General features: G+C 59.5%; 17 protein-coding genes. 10 read left to right on the top strand and 7 right to left on the bottom strand.

What is annotated here, in order from left to right; translation table 11 throughout:
• Window positions 1-8: 8 nt before the first annotated feature.
• From hutU to hutI, 4 genes are read right to left on the bottom strand one after another with little or no spacing between them, the layout of a single operon-like run.
• Window positions 9-1,676 carry a urocanate hydratase gene (gene hutU, locus QQJ84_RS09850; RefSeq protein WP_284257995.1) on the bottom strand — a complete coding sequence of 556 codons (1,668 nt, stop codon included), beginning with the start codon at window positions 1,674-1,676 and terminating at the stop codon, window positions 9-11.
• Entirely contained in the window at window positions 1,673-2,467 is a 795-nt protein-coding gene (gene hutG, locus QQJ84_RS09855) for an N-formylglutamate deformylase (protein ID WP_284257996.1), read from the bottom strand. The genes hutU and hutG overlap by 4 nt, the downstream gene beginning before the upstream one ends.
• Window positions 2,464-3,972 carry a histidine ammonia-lyase gene (gene hutH, locus QQJ84_RS09860; protein WP_284257997.1) on the bottom strand — a complete coding sequence of 503 codons (1,509 nt, stop codon included), beginning with the start codon at window positions 3,970-3,972 and terminating at the stop codon, window positions 2,464-2,466. The genes hutG and hutH overlap by 4 nt, the downstream gene beginning before the upstream one ends.
• A complete protein-coding gene (gene hutI, locus QQJ84_RS09865; RefSeq protein ID WP_284257998.1) occupies window positions 3,969-5,162 on the bottom strand; it encodes an imidazolonepropionase in 1,194 nt (397 codons plus the stop codon). The genes hutH and hutI overlap by 4 nt, the downstream gene beginning before the upstream one ends.
• 65 nt (window positions 5,163-5,227) lie before the next feature.
• Here hutI and QQJ84_RS09870 point away from each other — a divergent pair, with 65 nt between their 5' ends.
• Both QQJ84_RS09870 and hutC read left to right on the top strand, forming a co-directional pair.
• The gene (locus QQJ84_RS09870; RefSeq protein ID WP_284257999.1) at window positions 5,228-6,532 is read left to right on the top strand and encodes a formimidoylglutamate deiminase; all 1,305 of its coding nucleotides are present in this window, start codon (window positions 5,228-5,230) and stop codon (window positions 6,530-6,532) included.
• Window positions 6,529-7,278 carry a histidine utilization repressor gene (gene hutC, locus QQJ84_RS09875; protein ID WP_284258000.1) on the top strand — a complete coding sequence of 250 codons (750 nt, stop codon included), beginning with the start codon at window positions 6,529-6,531 and terminating at the stop codon, window positions 7,276-7,278. Before QQJ84_RS09870 ends, hutC begins: the two co-directional genes overlap by 4 nt.
• Before the next feature lie 6 nt (window positions 7,279-7,284).
• Here hutC and ctlX read toward each other — a convergent pair whose 3' ends face one another.
• From ctlX to QQJ84_RS09890, 3 genes are all read right to left on the bottom strand, one after another.
• Complete coding sequence (gene ctlX / locus QQJ84_RS09880; protein WP_284258001.1) at window positions 7,285-8,214, bottom strand: citrulline utilization hydrolase CtlX; 930 nt, start codon at window positions 8,212-8,214, stop codon at window positions 7,285-7,287.
• A gap of 21 nt (window positions 8,215-8,235) precedes the next feature.
• Window positions 8,236-12,078: a trifunctional transcriptional regulator/proline dehydrogenase/L-glutamate gamma-semialdehyde dehydrogenase gene (putA, locus tag QQJ84_RS09885; protein WP_284258002.1), complete on the bottom strand. Its 3,843-nt coding sequence runs from the start codon at window positions 12,076-12,078 to the stop codon at window positions 8,236-8,238.
• 106 nt (window positions 12,079-12,184) lie between these two features.
• The gene (locus QQJ84_RS09890; RefSeq protein ID WP_284258003.1) at window positions 12,185-12,622 is read right to left on the bottom strand and encodes an Lrp/AsnC family transcriptional regulator; all 438 of its coding nucleotides are present in this window, start codon (window positions 12,620-12,622) and stop codon (window positions 12,185-12,187) included.
• 138 nt (window positions 12,623-12,760) lie between these two features.
• Between QQJ84_RS09890 and rocF the strand changes: the two genes are divergently transcribed.
• The 8 genes from rocF to QQJ84_RS09930 all read left to right on the top strand — a co-directional run bounded on the left by rocF (window position 12,761) and on the right by QQJ84_RS09930 (window position 25,314).
• Window positions 12,761-13,690, top strand: coding sequence for an arginase (gene rocF / locus QQJ84_RS09895; RefSeq protein ID WP_284258006.1), 930 nt, complete (start codon window positions 12,761-12,763; stop codon window positions 13,688-13,690).
• On the top strand, window positions 13,690-14,733 hold the full coding sequence (locus tag QQJ84_RS09900) for an ornithine cyclodeaminase (protein ID WP_284258007.1): 1,044 nt from the start codon (window positions 13,690-13,692) through the stop codon (window positions 14,731-14,733). The genes rocF and QQJ84_RS09900 overlap by 1 nt, the downstream gene beginning before the upstream one ends.
• 382 nt (window positions 14,734-15,115) lie before the next feature.
• A complete protein-coding gene (locus tag QQJ84_RS09905) occupies window positions 15,116-15,904 on the top strand; it encodes an ABC transporter ATP-binding protein (protein WP_284258008.1) in 789 nt (262 codons plus the stop codon).
• A 51-nt stretch (window positions 15,905-15,955) separates the two neighbouring features.
• Window positions 15,956-20,692 (top strand): NAD-glutamate dehydrogenase, encoded by a 4,737-nt coding sequence (locus QQJ84_RS09910; protein WP_284258009.1) that lies wholly within the window; start codon window positions 15,956-15,958, stop codon window positions 20,690-20,692.
• A 61-nt stretch (window positions 20,693-20,753) separates the two neighbouring features.
• Window positions 20,754-21,560 (top strand): transporter substrate-binding domain-containing protein, encoded by an 807-nt coding sequence (locus QQJ84_RS09915; protein ID WP_284258010.1) that lies wholly within the window; start codon window positions 20,754-20,756, stop codon window positions 21,558-21,560.
• 55 nt (window positions 21,561-21,615) lie between these two features.
• The gene (locus tag QQJ84_RS09920) at window positions 21,616-22,326 is read left to right on the top strand and encodes an ABC transporter permease (protein WP_284258011.1); all 711 of its coding nucleotides are present in this window, start codon (window positions 21,616-21,618) and stop codon (window positions 22,324-22,326) included.
• Window positions 22,323-23,027, top strand: a complete 705-nt coding sequence (gene hisM / locus QQJ84_RS09925) for a histidine ABC transporter permease HisM (protein WP_284258012.1) — start codon at window positions 22,323-22,325, stop codon at window positions 23,025-23,027. The genes QQJ84_RS09920 and hisM overlap by 4 nt, the downstream gene beginning before the upstream one ends.
• 70 nt (window positions 23,028-23,097) lie before the next feature.
• Window positions 23,098-25,314 (top strand): Orn/Lys/Arg family decarboxylase, encoded by a 2,217-nt coding sequence (locus tag QQJ84_RS09930; RefSeq protein ID WP_284258013.1) that lies wholly within the window; start codon window positions 23,098-23,100, stop codon window positions 25,312-25,314.

Consider the following 25,314-nt stretch of genomic DNA (forward strand, 5'->3'; position numbering starts at 1 on the left):
TCAGGCGATCAGCCCAGAATGCCAGGCAGGTCGAGGCCGAACTGCCGCGCGCAATCCTTCGCAATGTCGTAGCCCGCGTCGGCATGGCGCATCACGCCCGTTGCCGGGTCGTTCCACAAAACATTGCCAAGGCGTTTCGCCGCTTCCGGCGTGCCGTCGGCGCAGATGACCATGCCGGAGTGTTGCGAGAACCCCATGCCGACACCGCCGCCATGATGCAGCGAAACCCAGGTGGCGCCTGAGGCGCAATTGAGCAGCGCATTCAACAAGGGCCAGTCGGAGACTGCATCCGATCCATCCATCATGGCCTCGGTCTCGCGGTTGGGCGAGGCAACGGAGCCGGAATCCAGATGGTCGCGCCCGATGACAACAGGTGCTGAGAGTTCACCGCTGGCGACCATCTCATTGAAGGCCAGGCCGAGGCGGTGCCGGTCACCCAGGCCAACCCAGCAGATACGCGCCGGCAGACCCTGGAAGGCGATGCGCTCACGCGCCATGTCGAGCCAGTTGTGCAGATGCTTGTCGTGCGGCAGAAGTTCTTTCACTTTGGCATCGGTCTTGTAGATGTCCTCAGGGTTTCCCGAGAGCGCCGCCCAGCGGAACGGGCCGACGCCGCGGCAGAACAGCGGGCGGATATAGGCTGGTACGAAGCCCGGGAAATCAAAGGCGTTCTCAACCCCTTCCTCCTTCGCCACCTGCCGGATGTTATTGCCATAATCAAAGGTAGGAACACCCATTTTTGAAAATGTCAGCATGTCGCGCACATGCCCGGCCATGGAGGCGCGGGCGGCCGCCTCTACGGCCTTCGGGTTGGTCTCGCGGCGCTCGATCCATTCGGCGACTGTCCAGCCCTTGGGCAGATAACCGTTGATGGGATCATGCGCGGAGGTTTGGTCGGTGAGCGCGTCCGGGCGGATGCCACGGCGCAGAAGCTCGGGCAGAACTTCGGCAATGTTGCCGAGCAGGCCGACGGAAATCGGTTTTTTCTCGGCAACCGAGCGGTTGATGATCTCCAGCGCCTCGTCCAGCGTGTCGGCGCGCACATCGACATAACGTGTCTTCAGGCGCATCTCGATGCGGCTGGCCTGACATTCCACGGCCAGGCAGCTTGCGCCCGCCATGGTGGCGGCCAGCGGTTGCGCGCCGCCCATTCCGCCCAGGCCGGCGGTGAGAACCCATTTGCCAGCAAGCTCACCCTGATAATGCTGACGGCCCATTTCCACAAAGGTCTCGTAGGTGCCTTGCACAATCCCTTGGGTGCCGATGTAGATCCAGGAACCGGCGGTCATCTGGCCATACATCATCAAACCCTTGCGATCGAGCTCATGAAAATGCTTCCACGTCGCCCAATGCGGCACGAGATTTGAATTCGCCAGCAAAACACGCGGCGCATTTTCATGCGTGCGGAACACGCCGACCGGCTTGCCGGACTGGATCAGCAGGGTCTGGTCTCCTTCCAGCCGCCGCAACGTCTCAACGATTTTATCATACGAATTCCAGTCACGCGCGGCACGGCCGATGCCGCCGTATACCACCAGCTCCTCCGGGCGTTCGGCGACCATGGGGTCCAGATTGTTCATAAGCATGCGCAAGGGCGCTTCGGTCTGCCACGATTTGGCCGAAAGCTTATTGCCGTGCGGGGCGTGGATGATACGGGCATTGTCCAGACGGTTCATGGGATAAAACTCTCCAGAATGGTTTTTAAAATTTGAAGGATAGGCGGGGCAGGATTGAAGGGGGAGGGCCAGTTCTCCGGTGTTGGCGCCGCTGGTTCCTCCATATAGCCGCGGCAGGCGAGTTCCATCTGAAGGGCGTTGATGCCCTCTTCCGGGTCGCCGTAATGGCGCGTGATATATCCGCCCTTGAAGCGGCCGTTCACCACCCGCGAGAAACGCTCATCGGCCTCGCAGATTGCGGCAACGCGGTCTGTTATCGCCGCATCACAGGCTTTATCATCATTGGTTCCAATGTTGAAATTTGGAAGAACTCCCTGAAACAGCCTGGGGATTTCACTGCGAATGGAATGGCAGTCATATAACACGATGGCGTGGTGCAAGCGGCGGAGCCGTGTGATCTCCGCGGCCAGGGCCTCATGATACGGATCAAAATATTTAACCCGGCGCAGCAGAATTTCCGCCTCGTTCGGTGCGTGGCCGTCAACATATAACGGCTCGCCATCAAAAGTCTCGGTGGGGCAAAGCCCCGTGGTGGCCTGCCCGGGGTAGAGCGATACGCCCGAGGGGTCACGGTTTACGTCGATGACCGTGCGCGAAATGCGCGTGCGCACTACGGTCGCGTCCAGAGCCTCGGCAAAGGCATAAAGCTCTGGCAGCCACCAGTCGGCATCCTTGCGCGCGAGCCAGGGGGAAACCAAGGACGGCAGCAACGATTCCGGAATTTCCGTGCCAGCATGCGGGATGCTTAGAATCAGCGGGGCCGACCCCTGCCGGATGCTGATAAAGCTCATGCGACACCCGGCAGGTTTTGCACCGGCAGCGCAGCATGTTTCAACAGGGCGATGGTAGCTTCGATGTCCGGCGCGAAATAGCGGTCGTCATCCAACGCCGGTACTTTTTCGCGGAGCACGCCACGTGCGGATTCAAGAATATCGCTTGATGCCATCAGATGAAAATCGCAACCTTGCACGGCGGCCAGCAGTTCGATGGCGATAATGCCGCGCAAATTGTCCGTCATGGCCATTAACCGGCGCGCGCCGTGCGCAGCCATGGAGACGTGATCTTCCTGGTTGGCAGAAGTCGGGATGCTGTCAACCGAGGCGGGGAAAGCGCGGCCCTTGTTCTCGGAGACCAAAGCTGCGGCTGTGACCTGCGGAATCATGAAGCCTGAATTCAATCCCGGCTTGGGCGCCAGAAACGCCGGCAGGCCGGAGAGGGCAGGGTCCACCAGCATCGCCAACCGGCGCTCGGCGAGCGAGCCGATTTCGCAAACCGCCATCGCGATCATATCCGCCGCGAAGGCCACAGGCTCGGCGTGGAAATTACCGCCCGAGAGCGCTTCAGCAGGTTCCGTGAAGATCAACGGATTATCGGTCACGCCATTGGCCTCGGTCTCCAGCGTCGCGGCGGCCTGGCGTAAAAGATCCAGTACCGCGCCCATGACTTGCGGTTGGCAGCGCAGGCAATAGGGGTCCTGCACGCGCGCATCGCCGATTGCGTGCGAGGCGCGAATGGCGCTGCCCGCCATCAGCCCGCGCAATGCATCCGCAACCTCGGCCTGACCTTTGTGGCGTCGCAGTGCGTGAATGCGGGCATCGAAGGGTGCGTCTGAGCCTTTGGCGGCGTCAGTTGAAAGCGCGCCGGTGATCAGCGCCGCGCGGAACAGCGCCTCGGCCTCGAACAATCCAGCCAGGGCGTAGGAGGTTGAGAATTGTGTGCCGTTGAGCAGTGCCAGGCCCTCTTTGGGGCCAAGCACAAGCGGCGCCAGCCCGGCGCGCGCCAGACCTTCGGATGCGGAAAGACGCTGGCCGGAGAAGAAAACTTCGCCATGGCCAATCATCGCGGCGGTCATATGCGCGAGTGGTGCAAGGTCTCCCGAGGCGCCGACAGAGCCTTGCGCGGGCACAACCGGGATAAGGTTTTTGGCAAGCATCTGCTCCAGCATGAGCACTGTTTGCGGGCGCACGCCAGAGGCCCCTTGCGAGAGCGATCCCATCTTCAGCGCCATCATCAGGCGCGCGACGGAAATGGGCATGGGCTCACCCACACCAGCGGCATGCGAGAGAACGAGGTTACGCTGCAAGGTTTCAAGATCAGCTTCGGCAATGCGCACGCTGGCGAGTTTGCCAAAGCCGGTGTTGATGCCATAAACCGGCTCTCCCGCCGCGACGATCCGCGCCACGGCTTCGGCGGCGCGCTCGATAACGGGGATGGCCGAGGGCGCGAGGCTGACAGGCGCGCCGTTATATATATCACGCCATTGTGCTAGGCTGACGTTGCCGGGAATAAGATTCATGCGTGGCTCCAGATGCGGCGGTAAAGAGGGTTGAAACCGATATTGTAGACAAGTTCAGCCGGGTCTTTGATGTCCCAGATGGCGAGATGGCATTTTGCACCCGGCTTGAGCGTGCCAACATCTGCTCTGCCCAGGGCGGCGGCGGCGTTACGGGTGACGCCAAGCAGACACTCCTCCACCGTGAGGCGGAATTGCGTGGCGGCCATGTTCATCGCCAGCAACAGCGAGTTTAGCGGCGAGGTGCCGGGGTTTAGATCAGTGGAAACAGCGATTTTCACGCCATGCGCCCGCAGCGCGGCAATTGGCGGCATCCTGGTTTCCCGCAATGAGTAGAAGGCGCCGGGGAGCAGCACGGCAACCGTGCCCGCCGCGGCCATGGCGGCGGCGCCGGCATCGTCGGTGTATTCCAGATGATCGGCGCTCAGCGCGCCAAAGCTGGCCGCGAGTGCCGCACCGTGGAGGTTGGAGAGCTGGTCGGCATGCAGCTTCACCCGCAGGCCATGCGCGGCGGCGGCTGTGAAGACGCGGGTGATCTCGTCCGGCAAAAAGGCGATTCCCTCACAAAAACCATCGACGGAATCAGCTAATTTTTGCGTGGCGATTTGCGGAATGAGTGTATCGCAGAGTAAATCGAGATACCCCGCACGGTTATTGGCAAACTCCGGCGGCAGGCTGTGGGCACCCAGAAAACTGGAAGAAATATCAACCCCCGCTACCTCGCCCAGTGCGGCGATCACCCGCAAAAGCTTCAGCTCCGATTCCGCCGACAGCCCGTAGCCGGATTTTATTTCAACCGTGGTGACCCCTTCGGCAATCAGCGCGTTTAACCGCACGAGGCTTGCGGCGTGGAGATCAGCGTCGCTCGCGGCGCGCGTTGCCTGCACCGTGGAAGCGATGCCGCCGCCCGCGCGGGCGATGTCTTCATAGGTGGCGCCCTTTAGCCGTGCCGCGAATTCTCCTGCGCGGTTGCCGGCAAACACCAAATGCGTGTGGCAATCGATTAGGCCCGGCGTGATCCATCGCCCGCCGCAATCGGTTGTTTTGGCGGCATCGAAGGCGCGAACCGGGCCCGCATATATAATGCGTCCCGCCCTTTCGGCGACCACGCCATGTTCCACGGCACCCAGGCCGGGCAGGGCCGGATCCATGGTGGCGAGGCGGGCGTTGGTGAAAATATGGTCTGCTTGCATGAAATAACCCTTGGCCGGGCTGATTAAGTTGTATATACAATAGGGGCATCTGAGGGAGTTGTCCAGTGGTTCGTGATTTATTTTTCAGGCATGCGTTGTTGCCCACCGGATGGGCGAAGAATGTGCGGCTCAGCATAAGAGACGGCATGATCTCAGGCGTTGAGGAAGATGCGCGCCCGCATGACGAGGCTGGGGCGATTGCATTGCCTGGCATGCCGAACCTGCATAGCCACAGCTTTCAGCGCGCGCTGGCGGGGCTTACCGAACATAGAGGCGAGGGCAGGGAGAATTTCTGGACCTGGCGCGATTTGATGTATCACTTCGCATTGCGGATGAACCCGGACGATATAGAGGCGGTGGCGACGCAGGCCTTCGTGGAAATGCTGGAGGGCGGGTTCTCCGCCGTGGCGGAATTCCATTATCTGCACCATGCGCCTGATGGAAAACCCTATGACGACATTGCCGAGATGGCCTCGCGGCTTGGCGCGGCGGCAGCGGCGGCGGGAATTGATTTAACATTGCTGCCCGTGTTCTATGCTCATGCAGGCTTCGGCGGCACGCCACCTGCGACGGCACAGCGGCGGTTTATTAACGATATCGGCTCCTACGCCAGATTGCATGAACGCTGCCAGCAAATCGCGAACACAGGCGTGGCCCCGCATTCATTGCGTGCGGTAACGCCGGAGGAGCTGCATGCGCTTGTCACGATTGCGGGCGCCGCACCGCTGCACATCCACATCGCGGAGCAGACGGCCGAAGTGGAAGATTGCGTCGCGTGGTCCGGCCTGCGGCCCGTGGACTGGCTGATGCGCCACGTGCCGGTGGCGGCGAACTGGTGCCTGGTGCATGCGACACATGTGACACCCGCCGAATGCACGGGCATGGCCGCCAGCGGCGCCGTTGTGGGGCTGTGCCCGGTCACCGAGGCCAATCTGGGCGACGGGATTTTTCCGATACGTGATTTTTCAGGAAAATACGGGATCGGTTCGGATTCAAATGTATTGATCGGGGTGGCCGAGGAGTTGCGGATGCTGGAGTATTCGCAGCGGCTTGGCCTGCGCCAGCGCAATGTGATGGCGACGGCGGCGGCGCGTTCAACAGCCACGGCGATGTTCCAAGGTGCGGTTACTGGCGGTGCGCAGGCGTTGGGCGCGATTGGCGGGCTGGCCGTGGGCGCACCGGCAAATATCGTGGCGCTGGCAGGAGATGATCCTGATATCGCGCTGGCGCAGTTTGTTTTTGCGACGCGCGCGCCGGTGGTAAAAGACGTGTGGGTACGCGGGAGGCATTGCGTGCGCGATGGAAGGCATGAGTTGGCGGAAAGCAGCCGCAAGCGGTTTGACGCCGTGGTGCGGAAGCTGTTGGCATGACCGGCACCGAGGCGCCAAAGCCGCAAAAACTCTACGAGCAGATCAAGCAATATTTGCTCGATGGCATTGCTTCAGGCCAATGGCCCGATGGAAGCCGCATACCTTCGGAACATGAGTTGATGGAGGTTCTGGGCGCATCACGCATGACGGTAAACCGCGCAGTACGGGAATTGTCCGCTGATGGCTTGCTGAATCGCGTGCAGGGGCTTGGCACTTTTGTGCGTGCGCAGGCGCCGCGCTCAGCCTTGCTGGAAATCTATGATATATCGGAAGATATTCAGCGGCGCGGCAATGTGCATAAATCACGGGTCCTGCTGCTGGAGGCGGTCCGCGCGGACGAGGCTCTGGCGGCGGCATTCATCTTGCGGCGCGGCGCAAGGCTTTTTCATTCCGAAATCGTGCATTTCGAGAATGATCTGCCGGTGCAGTTTGAGGTGCGCTACGTCTCGCCGCGCTTTGCCCCGCAATATCTGGATCAGGATTTCACCCAGCAGACCAGCAACCGTTACTTGCAGAGCATCGCGCCGCCGAGCGAGGTGGAGCATATCGTGCATGCCGTGGCGCCCGATGAGCGGGCACAGGCATTGCTGGAAATCGGCCCGCATGAACCCTGTTTGCAGGTTGAGCGGCGAACCTGGACCGAGGCCGGCCCCGCCACGCGCTCGGTCCTCACGCATCCGGGCAGCCGCTACAGCCTGGGCAGCCGCTACGCGGTGGCGGAGTGGAATGCCAAAAAAGGCGGGTAGGGCAGGTTACGCCAGTTTGCGCGGCGAGAGGTGAACACCCGCGATCATGCAGCGTACGGAGCCGCCCGCCAGCTCGATCGTTGGCACCTCCAGCGGCAGCACCGTGACCGCTTGTTCAAGTTCATGCCGCTGCGCCGGGGTTAAAGCCCGCAAGGCCCGTGCCGAGATGGCCAGGATTTTCCCCGCACTTCCCTCAAGTTCTATTGCATTCCCAGCAAATTCCGCGATTTGCGCATGGGTGAGATCAACAATGCGCCGCCCGCCCGCCGCCAGGCGTTCCACGATTTCCGCGCGCCGGGCTTCATCTTTTATGGTTTGCAGGCCGATGAGACAAATCTCGCTGCCGATGCCCATCAGCACATTGGTATGGTAGATGGGCTGGCCATCCGCATCGAAGGCGTCGAACACAATCGGCTCGAAATTGAAATGCGTGCAGAAGCGCTCCAGCGCCACGGGGTTGCAGCGGTTTGAGCGCGCGGCATAGGCGACGCGCTCCACATGGTCCAAAACCATCGCGCCTGTGCCTTCGAGAAACACATTGTCATATTCAAGGCCGGAGTAGTCGATGACATCCTGCACGCGGTAGCGCTGTTTCAACAGCTCGATCACATCGCCCCGGCGTTCCTTGCGGCGGCTCGGCGCGAACATCGGGTAGAGCGCGATGTGCCCGCCGGTATGGGTGGAGAACCAGTTGTTGGGAAACACCGAATCCGGTGAATCCCGTGTCTCATCCTCAAACAGATGCACCGTGACCCCCGCCGCCACAAGCTGCGTGGCGGCGCGGGTCACCTCCGCATAGGCCGCCCGCGAAATTTCTTCCGCCGTGCGCGAGGCATCCTTTGCCTGAAAGCTATTGTCCTGTGCGGTGTCCGCATTGGGGGAGAAATGATGCGGGCGGATCATCACGACGCTGCGCGGGGATTGGATGGAGAGCATGGCTTCGTCCCTTTTATAAAATCAACCGATGGTCATCAGGCTGGCGTTGCCACCCGCGGCCGCTGTGTTGACACTGATGGACTGCTCAGCGAGCAGGAATTCCAGCGGATACTCTCCGGCGCGCGCGCCCTCGCGCGGCAGGCTGTAAACAGCAGCAACCGCATGGGTCTGCGTGGCCAGTTCCTCCATCAGCGCACACAGCGCGTTAGCGTCGCCATCAAACAGCGCGGCATCGGGCGCCTTGTCCGCAGGTACGATATAACTTGCCAAAGCTGCAGGCAGGTCATGTAACACCTGGTAATCACCCAGGTTTTTCACGAGCGCGATGTTGCCGGTGGCGAGGCATGCGGCAATCTGGCGCAGCAGGCCATCTTGCGTTGCGGCCCGGCAAAGCACCTTGCCGCGCGGCAACAGCCGATACTGGTTGGCTTCCCCCACAGGCCCGGCAAAAGTTATTTCCGCACGGCTTGGCGCCTGCGCGCTGTAGTGCGAGAATCCGGCAGTCCCGGCCTTGCGTTCCTGCAATGTGGCGATGAACAATTGCAACGCCTCGGGCGCCGCACCTATCGGCAGGCCGTGCATAACCGGGCGCTCGGCCAGCAGGCGGCGCAGGTAGAGCGGCCCGCCGGCCTTTGGCCCGGTGCCCGAGAGGCCATGCCCGCCAAACGGCTGCACACCCACAACCGCGCCGATGATGTTTCGATTCACATAGATATTTCCAGCATTAATCCGGTTCGTAACCTGCGTGATGCTCTCCTCGATCCGGCTGTGGATGCCAAAGGTGAGGCCGTAGCCCAGCGCGTTCACGGCGTTGATGGCGTTGTTCAACTCCGTGCGCTTGTAGCGCAGCACATGCAGCACGGGGCCAAAAACCTCGCGGCCCAGCACATCGATTGAGGGAATCTCAATGACCGTTGGCGCCATGAACCAGCCTTGGGCACAGGCTTTGTCCAGCTCCGGGGCAAATACCGGGTAGCCCCGCGCACGCATGGTCTCGACATGTTTGGCGATCCCCTGGCGGGCCTCGGCGCTGATCACCGGGCCGATATCCGTGGCCAGATGGTCCGGCTTGCCGATGGAAAGTTCCGCCATTGCGCCTTGCAACATGGTGAGCAGGCGCGGCGCGATGTCGTCCTGCACCAGCAAAATCCGCAGAGCCGAACAGCGCTGGCCGGCGGAGTCGAAGGCGGAGGCGATGATATCCGCCACCGCCTGCTCGGGCAGCGCGGAGGAATCGACCACCATGGCATTCTGCCCGCCGGTTTCAGCAATCAGCGGAATGGGCAGGCCGCGCGCGTCCAGCCGGTTGGCCAGTTGCGCCTGGATCATGCGGGCAACCTCGGTGGAGCCGGTGAACAGCACGCCGCGCACCCTTGTATCGGCAATCAGCGCCGCGCCGATCCGCCCGTCACCCGGCAACATTTGCAGCGCGCCGGGGGGGACTCCCGCCTCCAGCAGCAGATGCACGGCGGCGGCGGCGATCAGCGGTGTTTCTTCGGCCGGTTTGGCCAAAACGACATTTCCCGCCGCCAGGGCTGCGGCAATCTGCCCGGTGAAAATCGCCAGCGGAAAATTCCACGGGCTGATCGCCACAACCGGCCCCAGCGGGCGGTGTGTATCGTTGTCAAAACCATGGGTGATCTGGTGGGCATAATAGCGCAGAAAATCGACCGCTTCGCGGACTTCGCCGATGGCGGCGGGAATGGTTTTTCCGGCCTCACGCACAATCAGCCCGACAAGCGTGGGCAGGCGCGCTTCCAGCAAATCCGCCGCGCGTTGCAGCGTGGCGGCGCGGTCCTGCGGCGGGGTGGATTGCCAGATGGGGGCGGCCTCCTGCGCCAAGGTGAAGGCCGTGCCTACGATTTCCGGCGTCGCCTCGCTCACCTGGCCAACCTTGTCGCGCGTATCAGCCGGGTTGAGCACCGCCCGCGCCTCGCCGGAAACGTCGCCGGTGGCGAGGATCGGCCCCGCCTGCCACTGCACCGCCAGCCCGGCCAATACGGCGGACGCGAGCGAGCCGAGGCGCTGCTCGTTGGAGAGATCCAGCCCGGCGGAGTTGGCGCGCTGCTCGCCAAATATCGCGCGCGGCAGGGCAATTTTCTCATGCGCCGCGCCCAGGGGCACAATCTTGCGCGCTTCGCCCACCGGGTCGGCGGTCAGTTCGTCAACGCTCACCTTGGCATCGGCGATTTTGTTGACAAATGAGGTGTTGGCGCCGTTTTCCAGCAGGCGGCGCACCAAATAAGCGAGCAGTGTCTCATGCGTGCCGACGGGTGCGTAAATCCGGCAGGGGCGGTTGAGATATTGCGGGCCGACGACATCCTCATACAGCGGCTCGCCCATGCCGTGCAGGCACTGGAATTCATATTGCCCGCGGTAAAAATTCTCCCCCGCCATGGTGTGGATGCTCGCCACCGTATGCGCATTATGCGTGGCGAATTGCGGGAAGATGGCATCTGGTGCGGCCAGCAGCTTCTTCGCGCAGGCGAGATAGGAGACATCAGTATGCACCTTGCGGGTGAACACCGGAAAACCTTCCAGCCCATCAAGCTGCGCGCGTTTGATCTCTGAGTCCCAGTATGCGCCCTTCACCAGCCGCACCATCAGGCGGTGCTTGCTGCGGTGGGCGAGGTCTATGAGATAATCCAGCACGAAGGGCGCGCGCTTCTGATACGCCTGCACCACGAAGCCGATGCCGTTCCAGCCTTCCAGCGCGGGGTCGAAGCAGAGGCTCTCCAGCAGGTCCAATGAGAGTTCCAGCCGGTCGGCTTCCTCGGCGTCGATGTTCAGCCCGATGTCATAAGAGCGGGCGAGCTTGGCCAGATCGGTGAGGCACGGCAGCAGTTCGCTCATCACCCGTTCGCGCTGGCCCCGCGCATAGCGCGGGTGCAAGGCGGAAAGCTTGATGGAAATACCAGGACCTTCATAAATCCCCTGGCGCCGCGCGGCCTTGCCGATGGCGTGGATCGCCTGCTCGTAATCGCGCAGATAGCGCGCGGCATCCTCGGCGGTCAGCGCCGCTTCGCCCAGCATATCGTAGGAATAACGGAAGCCCTTGGCCTCCCATTTGCGGCTGTTGGCGAGCGCCTCCGCAATGCTCTGCCCGACGACGAATTGTTCGCCCATGAGGCGCATTGCGATATGCACACCCCCGCGCACCACAGGCTCCCCGCTGCGCGCGACCAGCTTGGTGAGGGCGGAGGAGAGGCTGGCCTCACTGTTGGTGGCGGCGAGTTTTCCGGTGAGCAGCAACCCCCATGTGGCGGCGTTCACGAATAATGACTGGCTGCCACCCAAATGGCTCTGCCAGTTTCCGGCGCCGATCTTATCGCGGATCAGCGCATCGCGGGTGGCGCTGTCAGGTATGCGCAGCAGCGCCTCGGCCAGGCACATCAGGGCCACGCCCTCCTGGCTTGAGAGCGCGTATTCCTGCAACAACGTCTCCACAATGCCGCGCGTGCGCTTGGCGCGCAATTTCACCACCAGGTTTTTCGCCGTCTCGCGCGCCGCCGCCGCCTGTTTTTCGGGCAGCGTGGCATGGGCGATGAGGGCAGGCACGCAATCCTCCTCCGGCCGGCGATAGGCGGCGGTGATCGCGGCGCGCAACACGGTCTGCGGTTGCACATCCTGCGCGAAATCCAGAAACGGCATGAACGTGGCGGCCTCTTCCTCCGGCGGCGCTCCCTCGGTGTCTGCGTCATCGGCGCCGCCATGCAGGCTCTCGCCACGCTCCAGCCGCTCCAACCCGGCCAGGATCATCTGCTTGACCACCCAATGCGCGGTTCGCGCCTGCGCCTCCGCCGCGGCCTTCAGCCGCAGGCGAATATGCTCGTCCAGTTTTACGCCGATCGTGGTGGTTGCCATAACGCCCTCCAAAAGGTTTTTGCGAATTTTGGCGAGAGTTATACAAAACCGAAAAAAGGTGCAACCTTTATTTTAGATAGGTTGCACCTTTTTGGTGCAACCAGCGCTACAGCCGCGCCTTGGTGGAACGCGGGGTCGCCAGCAGCAGGTTGGTCTCGCTGTTGATGACCCCCTGGATAAGCCGGATGCGGCGTAATACCGCATCAAAGTCGGAGAGCGTTCCGGTGCCGAGCTCCACCACCAGGTCCCACCGGCCGTTGGTGGTGTGGATGGCTGAAATCTCCGGAAACCCAGAAAGACTACGGACCACGCGGTCAGTCGAATAACCCTCGATTTCGATCATCATGATCCCCCGGACCGGCAGCTCGGTCGCGTCGGATTTCAGGATGACGGTATAACCCAGAATCACCCCCGAGTTCTCCAAACGCTCCATCCGGGCGCGAACGGTTGCGCGTGATACCCCAAGCTGGGTTGCAAGGTCGGAAATGCTTTGCCGCCCGTTGTGGCGTAGCTGGGTTGTGAGTTTTGTGTCGAGTGCGTCCATGATTAACCATTTTGAATAAAGTTTGTGCCAATTTGATAAATGAAAACGAGAAATATGCCAATTATGTTTGTTCACTTTGCCGGTAAAACCCGATTATTCTGGGAAATCGGGCGGCAATAAGCCCAAACTGGAGACGGTATGACTGTTAAACATTGCAAATTGATCGGGGTGCCCGTTCAGGAAGGCGCCGGGCGGCTGGGTTGCGAAATGGGCCCCAGCTCGCTGCGGACCGCCGGGTTGGCGGCAGCCATCACCGGGCTTGGGCACCGGTTGTCCGACCTGGGCAACCTGAGCGCGCCGCCTGCCAGTCAGGTGCATCACCCCAATCCGGCGCTAAAAAACCTGCCGGAAATCTCCGCCTGGGTCGAGCTTTTAAGCCAGGCTGCCTATGATGCCAGCGCCGAGGGCATGCCGATTTTCATGGGCGGGGACCACAGCATCGCCGCCGGCACGGTGGCCGGCATCGCCCGGCGGGCAGCGGAGACAGGCCGGCCCTTGTTCATGCTCTGGCTTGATGCGCATCCTGATTTTCACAGTCTCGAATCGACCGTCAGCGGCAATATTCACGGCACCCCGGTGGCGTATCTCACCGGGCAGGCCGGCTTTGGCGGCGGTTTGCCGCCGTTGCGGGCCACGCTAGACCCTAAGCGGGTCGCCATGCTCGGCATCCGCAGTGTTGACCCCGCTGAGCGCCGGGCTCTGGGGCATTGCGGAGTCTCGGTGTTCGACATGCGCGCGATCGACGAGCATGGCATCGCCCCATTGCTTTCGCGGTTTCTGGACCGTGTGACAGCTGAAAACGGCCTGCTGCACGTCAGCTTCGATGTTGATTTCCTCGATCCCAGCATCGCCCCCGCCGTCGGCACCACCGTCCCCGGCGGCGCCACCTTCCGCGAGGCGCATCTGGTGATGGAAATGCTGCACGACAGCGGTTTGGTTTCCAGTCTCGATCTTGTTGAACTCAACCCTTTTCTTGACGAACGCGGACGCACCGCAACCCTTCTGGTCGATCTTGTGGCAAGCCTCCTGGGCCGCCGCGTGATGGACCGCCCAACCTGGAGCTTCTGATGACGCCTATTCCCAATTTGAACATTGTGCCCTTCGTCAGTGTCGACAACATGATGAAGCTGATCCTGAAAATCGGGATCGAGAAGTTCCTGACCGACCTTGCCGCTTATGTCGAGGATGATTTTCTGCGTTGGGAGAGCTTCGATAAAACCGCGCGGGTCGCGGCGCACTCGATCGACGGCGTGATCGAGCTGATGCCGGCGAGCGATCATTCGCTTTATGCCTTTAAATATGTCAACGGCCATCCAAAGAACACGCGCGAGGGCCGCCAAACCGTCACCGCCTTCGGCCTGCTGGCCGATGTCAGCAACGGCTACCCGACGCTGCTGTCTGAGATGACCATCCTGACCGCCTTGCGTACCGCCGCAACCTCGGCCGTCGCCGCCAAATATCTGGCGCCGAAAAATGCTCACACCATGGCCATCATCGGCAACGGCGCGCAGTCGGAATTTCAGGCCATGGCCTTCAAGGCGATGCTGGGAATTAAAAACCTCCGGTTGTATGACGTCGACCCCGCCGCAACGAAAAAATGCACAGCCAACCTAAAGAAATTTGGCTTCGACATCACACCTTGCGGCTCGGTCGAAGAAGCGATGCACGGTGTGCAGATTGTCACCACCGCCACGGCGGACAAGCAATGCGCCACCATTCTCAGCGATAATCTCGTGGGTGCCGGGCTGCACATCAACGCCATCGGCGGGGACTGCCCCGGAAAGACCGAACTGCACCGCGATATTCTGCTGCGCTCGGATATATTCGTTGAGTATCCACCGCAAACCAGAATTGAGGGCGAAATTCAGCAATTGCCCGAGGACCATCCGGTTCAGGAGTTGTGGCAGGTGATCGCCGGGCAGGCCCAGGGGCGCAAATCCGCCGGGCAGATTACCTTGTTCGATTCCGTCGGCTTCGCGATTGAGGATTTCTCGGCCCTTCGTTATGTGCGTGACCAGGTACGCCAAACGCCGTTTTTCGAGGAGCTGGATATGCTGGCCGATCCTGATGACCCGCGTGACCTGTTCGGCATGATTTTGCGCGCTGCCTGAGATCATCCTCAATGTCCGCAACGCCCGGTGGTTTCGCCAGGCGTTGCGGAATCAAATCCCGGATATTCAAAAACTGACACTTCAGGCAGGCCGATCTGCCGGAAAAGCGAATTTCCCTCTATACAAGCCTTTTCTTTGCCGCTATTGTATATACAACTAATATAGCCGTTCAAGGGTTGTTTAATGTGCGCAGATCGTGTTGGTCACAACATCCGCCTAAAGACTCCGGCGCCTGACCTTTCAGGTCAGATGGGGGTGGTGTCAGTAAGGTTTGCCTTGCGCCGCCGGGCGGATCGCGGAGGCGAATGTGTCTCCGCTTTATGTTACGCGCGCCGCTTACGGCCATAATAAAAAAAGCCCGGTGTCTTAAAGGAAACGACGTATGTTATTAGATCAGCAACCCACTTCCTCAGCGTTGGTCGTTGAGGATATTCATAAAAGCTTTGGCCCGGTCGAGGTGTTGAAAGGCGTCTCCGTCACCGCGCATAATGAAGATGTGATTGCGATTCTTGGCGCGTCAGGCTCGGGAAAAAGCACTTTTTTGCGCTGCATTAACCTGTTGGAAATGCCTGACAAAGGCCGTGTACGGATAAAAGGCGAGCTTATTGAAATGAAAGAGGGGCGGCGCTCGCGTGATGCGGCGAACCCCAAGCAGGTTGAGCGCCTGCGTTCGCGCCTGGCGATGGTATTCCAGCAGTTTAATCTCTGGGGTCACATGACCGTGCTGCAAAATGTTACCGAGGCGCCGATCCATGTGCTGGGTCTGGATAAAAAAACCGCGATGCTGCGCGCGGAGGCGATGCTGGAGAAGGTCGGCCTGTCCGCCAAGTTGCAAGCCTACCCCGCGCAACTCTCGGGCGGGCAGCAGCAGCGGGTTGCGATTGCCCGGGCTTTGGCAATGGAGCCCGATGTGCTATTGTTCGACGAACCAACCTCGGCGCTGGACCCTGAAATGGTCGGTGAAGTGTTGAAGGTGATGCGCGACCTGGCGAAGGAAGGGCGGACGATGCTTGTTGTGACGCACGAGATGGGTTTTGCCCGTGAAGTGGCAAGCCGGGTGATGTTTCTGCACAAGGGACTCACCGAGGAAGAGGGCAAGCCGGAAGAGATGTTTGCCAATCCGAATTCAGAACGGTTTAGGCAGTTTTTGTCGAGTACGCTGAAGCATTAGTGGTTTGGCTCATTTGAACGAATATTAAAAATAAGATCAGGTACAGGTGGAATGACAAATATAAACATCACAGAACCTGCTCGTGCTGAATTGCTGCGGCAAGTGGCGGATTCCATGCGGCGCTACCTGAAGGGAAGCGATGCTGAAAAAGCCGTGGATTTTCTGGATGTTTATGCGGCCGGACTTTCCACGCCGAGCCTGGCGGGGCGTTCGGCGGAGGAGCTTGCCGGCGCTGTCATGTCGGTGTGGTCGTTCATGCAGCACAGGCCTTCCAGCAACGCGAATATCCGGGTTTTTAACCCGCGCGGCAGTGAGCAAGGGTGGGGCACCTCATACGCGATTATCGAAATCGTCAATGACGATATGAGCTTTCTCGTGGACTCCGTTCTTGGAGTCCTGCAATCGTTTGACCAGCCAGTCCAGTGGCTGGTTCATCCGATACTTTGCGTTACCCGTGACCAAAATGGCGTATTGGACAAAATCAATACAGGTTCAGCGGAATCTGTGATCCAGATTGCATTTGGCCCGGAAGTCGCGGTTGAAATCCTGAAACGCATCGAGGGAGCGATCAACGGCGCAATGCATGACGCGCGATCCGCGGTTGCGGATTTCGAGCTGATGCGCGGGCTGCTTGCGAACACGGCCGCTGCTCTCCCTCTCGGCGCGGAGAGAAATTTTCTCGATTGGCTTGCCGACCAAAATTTTGTTCTGCTCGGCACAACCACGGTTGCGCTCGACCATGCGCTCGATATCGTCATTCCCGAGAAACGCACGGCGCTGGGGGTGTTGAAAAGCCCCGACTGCCATTTGTTTGATGCGCTGCATGAACCCGCCATTTGGCGGGCGATATCAAAAGAGGCGCTGGAACGCTTTGAGACGGTGGCAATTGCCAAGGCCGACATCCGCTCGCGGGTGCATCGGCCGCAACTCTATGATGTGATTGTCGTTAAACAACGCGATTCAGAGGGCAGGGTTGCCGGACTTTCGTTCTTCGCCGGGCTGTTTGTCGCTGATGCCTACAATCGCAATCCGCGAAGCATCCCGTTTTTGCGCGAAAAGGTCGAGCTTATCTTGCAAGCGGCCGGGGTTGATCCGGTTAGCCACGATGGCCGGATGCTCAGGCATATTCTTGATACCTGGCCGCGCGATGATCTGTTCCAGGGGAATGTTCACGATATTCTGGCGGCTGCGCAGCGCATTGTGCAGTTGCAGGTGCGCCCCGAACTGGCTTTGTTTCTGCGTCTGGATTTGTTCGGCCGGCATCTCTCGGCCATTATTTTCGCGCCGCGTGACCGGTTGGATAGCGCCTTGCGCAACAAACTGGCGGAAATGCTCAAGAGAGTCACCTCCGGCAGCATCGCGGGCTTTGCGCTGGCTCTAGGTGATGGACCGCTGGCGCGTGTAAATTATACCATCGCCGCAGACCCGGCCCAGGCCCGCGGGCTCGACGCGGCGACGCTGGAAGTCGCCATGAAGGAGGTGGCGCGCAGCTTCCGCGAGCGGCTTCATGAAGCCCTCATGGTCGCGCATGGCGAGACGGCGGCTACTTTGATGATAAGCAAATGGGGCAGTGCATTCCCCGATGTTTACACAACCAAGACCCAGGCAATGACGGCGGTTGAAGACATTATCGCGGCAGAGTCGGCCCTTCAGGCGGGCGGCTTTCAAAGCACGTTGAGCAGGCCTTTCGGATTACCTGACCGGGTGATGGTCCTCAAGCTCTTCCATGCCGGTGAGCCGATCGCGTTATCCGACATTGTGCCGTTGATCGAGAGTCTGGGGCTTAGGGTGATTGAGGAAGTTCCATACCCGTTGGCTCCGCAAGGCGCCTTTGTTGTTCTGCATGAACTGACATTGGAAACGGCTGACGGCCATGCGCTTGATCTACCGGCACGCGGCGTGTTAATACAGGACGCCATTATGGCCGCGTGGGATGGCCGCTGCGAGGCAGACGGTTTCAACCGCCTGATTTTAACTGGCTTGAACTGGCGTGAAGCTTCGTTGCTGCGCGCCATGTTTAAATGGTGCCGGCAGGTGCGTGCCCCATTCAGCCAGAGCGCGGTTGAGGGGGCGCTGGCTGCGCACCCGGTGGCCGCGAATACGCTTATTTCAATGTTTCATTCCCGTTTTGATCCTGAACGTACGCGGGATGCCGCGGCCGAAGATGAACTTTCCAAGCAGTTTTTCGCACAGCTTGATCTGATCTCAAGCCCTGATGAGGATCGCATTCTGCGCAGATTATATCAGCTGACTGACGCTGTGTTGCGCACAAATTTTTATGATGCGAAAAGCCCTGTTATCGCTTTGAAAATTGACAGTGCCCGCGCGGGCGCCATGCCGTTGCCGCGGCCGATGGTGGAAATCTGGGTGCATGGCCCGCGTACCGAAGGTTGCCATTTGCGCGGCGGAAAAGTTGCACGTGGCGGCATTCGCTGGTCAGACCGCCGTGATGATTTCCGCACGGAGATACTTGGGCTGATGAAGGCTCAGATGGTCAAGAACGTGGTCATCGTGCCTGTGGGTGCGAAAGGTGGCTTTGTCATCAAACGCCCGCCCGTGCCAACAGGCAATGCGCGAGCTGACCGTGAAGCCCTGCTCGCGGAAGCGATCTCGTGCTATAAATTGCTGATCAATGCGATGCTGGATGTGACTGACAATCTGCGCGCGGGCGAGATTGTTCCGCCTCCCTATGTGGTCAGGCGCGATGGAGACGATGCATATCTCGTGGTTGCCGCTGATAAGGGCACGGCAACATTCAGTGATATCGCCAACGCGATTGCGATTGAACGCGGCTTCTGGCTCGGTGATGCATTCGCCTCGGGCGGTTCAGTTGGCTATGACCACAAGGCAATGGGAATTACGGCCCGTGGCGCATGGGTGAACATTGCGCATCATTTTCATGAGCTTGAAATTGACATTCAATCGACCACCTTCACCTGCGCCGGCGTTGGCGATATGTCGGGAGATGTCTTCGGCAACGGTCTGCTGGTTAGTAGAAAAACCCTGCTGCGTGCTGCCTTTGATCACAGGCATATTTTTCTTGATCCTGAACCCGACGCAGAGTCGAGTTATGATGAACGTAAACGGCTGTTTGCGCTGCCGCGTTCTTCGTGGGCTGATTATGACGCCGCAAAACTAAGCCCCGGTGGCGGTGTTTATTCACGCCAGACGAAATCGATCCTACTTTCTGATGCGGCCATGGCAATGCTTGGTTTGTCTCAAAACCAGCAGGAACCTGACGCCGTGATCAGGGCTATTCTAACCATGAAGGTGGATATGCTCTATTTCGGAGGCATCGGTACCTACGTAAAATCGAGCACAGAGAGCCAGGCCGATGCGGATGATCGGACTAACGATGCCGTGCGTGTTAATGCACGGGATGTGAGATCACGTGTGATAGGTGAGGGCGCCAATCTTGCGGTTACCCAGGCCGGACGGATTGAAGCGGCGTTTTCGGGTGTCCGAATTAACACGGATGCTCTGGACAATTCAGCAGGCGTTTCAACCTCTGACCACGAGGTGAATATAAAAATTCTGCTTGCAGACCCGATGGAAGCCGGAAAACTTACGGCCGGCCAGCGAGTGGAACTTTTGGCAACAATGACCTCGGAAGTTGCGGAGTTGGTGCTTCGCGATAACCACCAGCAATCATTGGCAATCTCGCTTGATCAAATCGGTGGTGCGAGCGATCTTCCGGCGCAAAATGCATTGATGTCATTGCTTGAAACGGCTGGTATACTCGACAGAAACGTCGCGGGCCTGCCGGATGCCGCGGCGATGAAGACCCGCAGCGCCACGGGCCAGGGGTTAACCAGGCCCGAGTTGTGCGCTTTGATGGCGTATACGAAACTGCACCTTGCAGCAGTGTTGGATGCCTCCTCACTGGTTGATGATCCAGCTCTTTCCGGCCTTGTTTCCCTGTATTTTCCTAAGCCGTTGCGGGAGCGCTTTGCAATGGAGATCGGCCGGCACCGTCTGCGCCGCGAGCTGATCGGTACAACCGTCACCAATGAACTGGTTAACCGGATGGGGGTGGCTGCGTTTGGCCGGCTTGCCGCCGAGGGCGGAGCTGATTTGGTGGATGTGGCCCACGCGGCACTGGTTGCTGATTACGCGTTCGGCTTACCTGATGTTTACGCCGGCGTGGAAGCGTTGCAGCATGTTCCTGCATCTGCACGATATGCCGTGCTGCTGGCGGCAAGCCGGTTACAAGAGGCTACAGCCCGTGTTCTACTTGGCAATAAACGTCCTTTGCCTGAGATAGGAGAAGGAGTTGCTGCCTTACGCGCGGAACTGTCTGCTCTCACGAAAGCCGCATGTGCGCAGGTTGCGGAATCGTCACCCGTGCAGGAGCTGGTGAGGCAAGGTGTTCCTGAAATACTCGCGGCTTTTGCCGTTGCGGTTCCTAATCTGGTGGCTGGCCCCTTGATTGTCCAGATTGCCAAGGCGCATACGATACCGGTTGTGGCAGCGCAACTTGCTTGGGCACAGGCGGGCGGCTGGAGTGCCATAGAGCCGTTGCGTGCAGCGGCCAGCATGCTCAAAACAAATGGCGTTTGGGAAGCGCGTGCTGTTGCCGCGATCGGCGACGATCTTACTTACCTACAGGCGGCACTTGCTAACGCTGCGTTATCGGAAGATGCGGAATCAAGAATTCTTCCCCAAGATCATTCGGCGACAGTGAATGCAGCCATCGACCTCGCGCATGAAGCCGCGCGAAACCCTGAAATCGTTTCATTGAGCGTTGCTGTCAGGAGCTTATCCAAAGCGCTGCTTATTGTTCGATAATCAGACTTTACCTCTACCCAGAATAACCTCGAAAATATAATCAACGACTTAGGAGATGTTCATGAAAAGAAGATTTGCAACCGCGGCTTTGGTAATCACGGCCCTTGGCTTTACAGCGCATGTGCCGGCACAGGCCAAAACCATGACCGAGATCAAATTCGGGGTGGATGCGACGTATCCGCCGTTTGAGAGTCTTTCCCCCAGCGGAGAGTTTGTTGGTTTTGACATTGACCTTGGCCGCGCCATCTGCGCCGAGCTGAAGGTAAAGTGTGTGTTCGTGAGCCAGGGTTTTGACGGCATTATTCCGGCTTTGCAGGCGCGCAAGTTTGACGCGATTTTATCCTCGATGACCGTGACGCCCGAGCGGGCCAAACAGATCGATTTTTCCTCCGAGATGTATAACGAGCCGACCAGCCTGATCACCAAGAAGGGTGCGGACCTGGAGCCGACGGCTGCGAGCCTCAAGGGCAAGACCGTGGGCGTGGAGTCCGGCACCATTCAGGAGAGCTACGCCAAAACCTATTGGCAGCCCAATGGCGTGAACGTGATCTCCTATCCCGGCCAGGATCAGGTGTATGCGGATCTGCTCTCGGGCCGGCTGGATGCCTCGTTGCAGGATTCCGTGGAGGCTGATTATGGCTTCCTGAAGACGCCAAAAGGCGCCGATTATGCCCTGGCCGCCAATGTGACATATGACCCGAAGGATGTGCTGGGCTCGTATATCGCCATCGGCGTGCGCAAGGATGAACCGGAACTGCTGAAGCAGATCGATACGGCGATTGCGGCAATTATCGCAAACGGCACCTATAAGAAGATCGAATCGCAGTATTTCAATTTCGACGTCTACGGCGCCAACCCGGCGAAGTGAGGCCAAGGCCGGCCTCGCGTGCAGCGGGGCCGGTTTTTTTTAATGAGGGATAGCGATGCTCAACCTTGCAGGCTACGGACCGCAAATTTTCCAGGGAACCATTGTCACAGTCGAGCTTTCGCTGCTCTCGCTCGTGGTCTCGTTTATCATCGGTCTGCTTGGCGCTTCGGCGAAACTCTCCAAGAGCCGTTTTCTGCGTGGGCTGGCTACAGTCTACACCACGATCATCCGTGGCGTGCCTGACTTGGTGCTGATGCTGCTGATTTTCTATTCGCTGCAGATATGGCTGAACGATGCTACAGATTATCTGAATAGTATCCAGAACAGTATCGATTTTGAGGTGAGCCTCGACCCCTTTACCAGCGGTGTCATCACACTGGGCTTCATCTATGGGGCGTATTTCACCGAGACATTCCGTGGCGCCTTCATGGCGGTGCCGCGCGGCCAGTTGGAGGCGGCGCGAGCGTTCGGGATGAAGCCACTTCTGGTATTCCGGCGGATTTTATTCCCGCAGATGATGCGCTACGCGCTTCCAGGCCTGGCGAACAACTGGCAGGTGATTCTTAAAGCCACTGCACTGGTCTCGCTGATCGGTCTGTCCGACATCATCAAGGCAGCGCAATATGCCGGTGAGGGGACGTTCCGTACGTTCTTTTTCATGAGCATCGCGGGGCTGGTGTATCTATTTCTGACGACGATTTCCAACGGCGTGTTGCTGCTGCTGGAACGTAAATACGCGGTTGGCGTAAGGAAGGCTGTGCTGTGATCTATATTTTACAGAATTTCGGTCGGGAGTTTTTATACACCGATGGTTATCACATCACCGGCCTTGCGATGACGCTTTGGTTGCTGCTGATCTCGTGTTCAATCGGTTTTTGTATCGCATTGCCATTGGCGATTCTGCGCAACGCGCGCAATCCGCTGATCTGGGGCCCCGTGTGGGTTTATACTTTCGTGATCCGCGGAACGCCGCTGTATGTGCAATTGCTGATCATCTACACCGGCTTTTACGGCTTGGATTTCGTGCGAAATTCCGCACCGCTGGCGGCTTTTTTCAAACAGGGAATTGACTGTACGCTGCTCGCCTTCGCCCTGAATACTGGTGCTTACACCACGGAAATTTTCGCCGGCGCGATCCGTGATACCTCGTTTGGTGAAGTGGAGGCCGCTCGCTCGCTTGGCATGTCGCAGTTCACACTATACCGGCGGATCATCATTCCCTCGGCGCTGCGCCGCGCGCTGCCGGTATACAGCAACGAGGTGATCCTGATGTTGCACGCCACAACGCTGGCTTTCACCGCGACGGTGCCGGACCTCTTGAAAGTGGCCAACGATGCCTACGCCGCGACATATAATCCCTTCGCCTCGTTCGCGACGGTTGCGTTGATCTATTTGTGTATTTCCTTCACGCTGATCTTCGCCTTCCGCAAGGCCGAGGGCCATTTCCTGGCATTTTTGAAGCCGTAATCAATTTTCTTCAGTTCTTCCCAGGTGTACGCGCTCAACCGCGGCACCGCTCGGAGTTTATCCCCGCAAAATGAGAGAGTTCATAGATTACCCAATCGCCGTCGTTGATGAAGCCTTTGGCGCGCCCACGACTGTTGGCCGTGTCGTCAGCGCGCTCGTGGCGGCGTTCGAGGCGCGAAACCACCGGGTGTTGACCGGGATCACCATCGCCGATGCCAGCGCGGGGCGGGTTCTCTACACTGGCCTCTCCGCCGTGCTTATCGCCATTGACGGTTTTGCAACGCGTGACGCATTGATCGAGACGCTGACCACTTTGTTGGATCTCGCACTTGCACGCGCGCCGGATTTGCCGATTTTTCTCTACGGCGAACAACGTATGCAGGAGGATTTGCCGACCCATCTGATGGGCCGGATCGACGGCTATCTCTATCTTCATGAGGACACGCCAGGCTTCATCGCCGGCTATGTGTCGAGCGCCATCCACCGTTATGTCGACGCGATGCTGCCGCCATTTTTCAAGGCGCTGGTCCGCTATACCGATGCCGCGAAATATTCCTGGCACACCCCAGGGCACGGCGGCGGCGTTGCGTTCATGCGCTCGCCGGTCGGGCAGGCGTTCCACCGGTTTTTCGGTGAAAACACGTTGCGCGCGGATCTTTCCGTTTCAGTTCCCGAATTAGGTTCGTTGCTCGATCATTCCGGCCCCGTGCGCGAGGCCGAGCGCGAGGCGGCTCAAAGCTTCGGCGCTGACACAAGCTTTTTTGTAACCAACGGAACCTCAAGCGCCAATAAAATCATCTGGTCCGGCCTCGTCGGCCCCGGGGATTATGTTCTGGTTGATCGCAATTGCCATAAGTCGCTGGTTCACGCGCTTATCATGACCGGCGCACAACCTATTTATCTGCGCCCCAGCCGTAATGCCTATGGCATCATCGGGCCGATTCCGCGCGCGCAATTTGATGCCGAAGCCCTGGCGGCGCGGCTGCCGCCGGGCGCGCGGTTGAGCGTCGCCACCATCACAAACTCAACTTATGACGGACTCTGCGTAAATACCGACGTCGTAAAAGCCGCGCTTGCTCCCATCACAAATGCAATTCATTTTGATGAAGCCTGGCTGGCGCAGGCCAAGTTCCACGAGTTTTACAGCAGCTTTTACGCCATGAGCGACACCGCGGCGCCGGTTTCGTCTCTGGTTTTCTCCACCCAATCAACCCACAAGGTTCTCGCGGCCTTCTCGCAGGCATCGATGATCCACATCAAGGAAGGCACTGAAGTCCGGCTTGATCCTGATCGCTTCAACGAGGCTTTCATGATGCATTCCAGCACCTCGCCTTGGTATGGCATCATTGCCTCCTGCGATGTTGCCGCCCGTATGATGCGTGGCGCCGCGGGCCGCAGCCTGGTTGATGAAACCCTGCATGAGGCTGCTGATTTCCGCGCCGGCATCGCGCGGCTTGGCGCTGAATCCACCAGGGCGGGCGATTGGTGGTTCCGCCTGTGGGAACCGGAAAATGCCGGGCTGGATCAGGATGACTGGACCCTGAAACCCGGCGATTCCTGGCATGGTTTCAGTGACATCACCGAGAATTTCACCTTGCTCGACCCGATCAAGGTGACAATCCTTTGCCCTGGCCTCGGTGCGCAGGGTGAGGATGCGCCGGGCATCCCGGCTCCTATCGTCGCGAAATTCCTCTGGTCGCGCGGGATTGTTGTCGAGAAAATCGGCATCTATCATTTCCTGATTCTGTTCACGCTGGGCGTATCGCGGGGGAAATGGAGCAACCTGATCACCGAGCTTCTGGCCTTCCGCGCCCATTATCAGGCCAACACCCCGCTTGCGGATGTTCTGCCCGATCTGGTGCGTTCAGCGCCCGAACATTATGAACGCATGGGGCTGGCCGAACTCTGCGCGGCGCAGCATGAGGCGTATCAGCAAGGCGATGTGTTGGCGCTGCAGAGCGCCATGTTCGATGATTTGCCCGAACCCGCGATGACCCCGCAAATGGCGCATGCGGCTCTGGTGGGTAACCGCGTTGAGCAGGTTGATCTGGACCATTTGGAGGGGCGCATTCTCGCGCGCATGGTGGTGCCTTACCCGCCGGGAATTCCGCTTATTTTCCCCGGCGAGAGGGTCACACTGCCCGCCATTATCCAATATCTGCGGTTTGCCGAATCGTGGGACCGCCGCTTCCCCGGCTTTGAAACCGATATCCACGGTGCGCGCAAAGCCAGCGATGGCACCTACAGGCTTGACTGCGTGATCCTGCCGGAAGGGGAGGGGCGCTGA

Source organism: Acidocella aquatica, assembly GCF_030160635.1.
Taxonomy (GTDB): Bacteria; Pseudomonadota; Alphaproteobacteria; order Acetobacterales; family Acetobacteraceae; genus Acidocella; species Acidocella aquatica.